Below are 1,423 nucleotides of genomic sequence, written 5' to 3'. Positions count from 1 at the left end.
ATTAAGACCAACTCCGTAGCCCGGCTGTAATCCGGGGCCACTCGATCCCCCGGATTGCATCCGGGCTACGCCAAGAAGGAGCATCCCATGCCCCGCTTTGCCGCCAACCTGTCCATGCTGTTCACCGAGGTGGACTTCCTCGAGCGTTTCGCCGCTGCCGCCGAAGCCGGCTTCACGGGCGTCGAGTACCTGTTCCCCTACGATTTTCCGGCCGAGGTGATCAAGGCGCGTCTGGACGCCAATGGCCTGGCCCAGGTGCTGTTCAACCTGCCGGCCGGCGACTGGGCCAAGGGCGAGCGTGGCATCGCCTGCCACCCGGAGCGGGTCGAGGAATTCCGCGCCGGTGTCGATCAGGCCATCGCCTACGCCCAGGTGCTGGGCAACAGCCAAATCAACTGCCTGGCCGGCATCCGCCCGCAGGGCGTCGATTGCGCGAGCGTCGAGCAGTGCTTCGTCGACAACCTCAAGTACGCCGCGGAAAAACTCCAGACCGCCGGCATCAAGCTGGTCATGGAGATGATCAACACCCGCGACATCCCCGGCTTCTACCTGAACACCACCGCGCAGGCGCTGGCCATCCGCGACAAGGTCGGCAGCCCCAACCTGTACCTGCAATACGACATCTACCACATGCAGATCATGGAAGGTGACCTGGCGCGTACCGTCGAGGCCAACCTGGCGGTGATCAACCATGTGCAACTGGCCGACAACCCGGGCCGCAACGAGCCGGGCACTGGCGAGATCAACTACCGCTTCCTCTTCGAGCACCTGGACCGCATCGGTTACCAGGGCTGGATCGGCTGTGAATACAAGCCAGCCACCACCACCGCTGCCGGCCTTGGCTGGATGAAAGCGCACAACGCCATCTAATCAGAGGACATTTCTCATGGCTAAAATCGGATTTATCGGCACCGGCATCATGGGCAAGCCCATGGCGCAGAACCTGCAAAAAGCGGGTCACAGCATCTTCCTCTCCGAGCACCACGACCCGGCCCCGGCCGACCTGCTGGCTGCCGGCGCCATCGGCCTGGCCAACCCGCGCGAAGTGGCGCAGGAAGCCGAATTCATCATCGTCATGGTGCCGGACACCCCGCAGGTCGAGGACGTGCTGTTCCGCCAGGACGGCGTGGCCGCTGGCATTGGCGCCGGCAAGGTGGTGATCGACATGAGCTCGATCTCGCCGAGCGCGACCAAGGCCTTCGCCGAGAAGATCAAGGCCACCGGCGCCGAGTACCTGGACGCCCCGGTGTCCGGCGGCGAAGTCGGTGCCAAGGCCGGCAGCCTGTCGATCATGGTCGGCGGCAGCGAGGCGGCCTTCGAGCGCGCCCTGCCGCTGTTCCAGGCCATGGGCAAGAACATCACCCTGGTCGGTGGCAATGGCGACGGCCAGACCGCCAAGGTGGCCAACCAGATCATCGTCGCC

2 protein-coding genes are annotated in these 1,423 nt (G+C 64.7%); both read left to right on the top strand.

Going from position 1 to position 1,423, the window contains the following annotated elements; all coding sequences use genetic code 11:
- Nucleotides 1–87: 87 nt before the first annotated feature.
- A complete protein-coding gene (hyi, locus tag FBY03_RS22930) occupies nt 88–870 on the top strand; it encodes a hydroxypyruvate isomerase (protein WP_147174648.1) in 783 nt (260 codons plus the stop codon).
- A 16-nt stretch (nt 871–886) separates the two neighbouring features.
- A partial coding sequence (locus FBY03_RS22925) for an NAD(P)-dependent oxidoreductase (RefSeq protein ID WP_147174647.1) occupies nt 887–1,423 on the top strand: 537 nt, incomplete at its 3' end.

Source organism: Pseudomonas sp. SJZ079, assembly GCF_007993865.1.
Taxonomy (GTDB): domain Bacteria; phylum Pseudomonadota; class Gammaproteobacteria; order Pseudomonadales; family Pseudomonadaceae; genus Aquipseudomonas.
This window is presented reverse-complemented; position numbering and strand designations above follow the sequence as displayed.

Excerpts from the sequence above, each read along its gene's own strand:
- hyi (WP_147174648.1), top strand. The coding sequence starts at position 88 with ATGCCCCGCTTTGCCGCCAACCTGTCCATGCTGTTCACCGAGGTGGAC.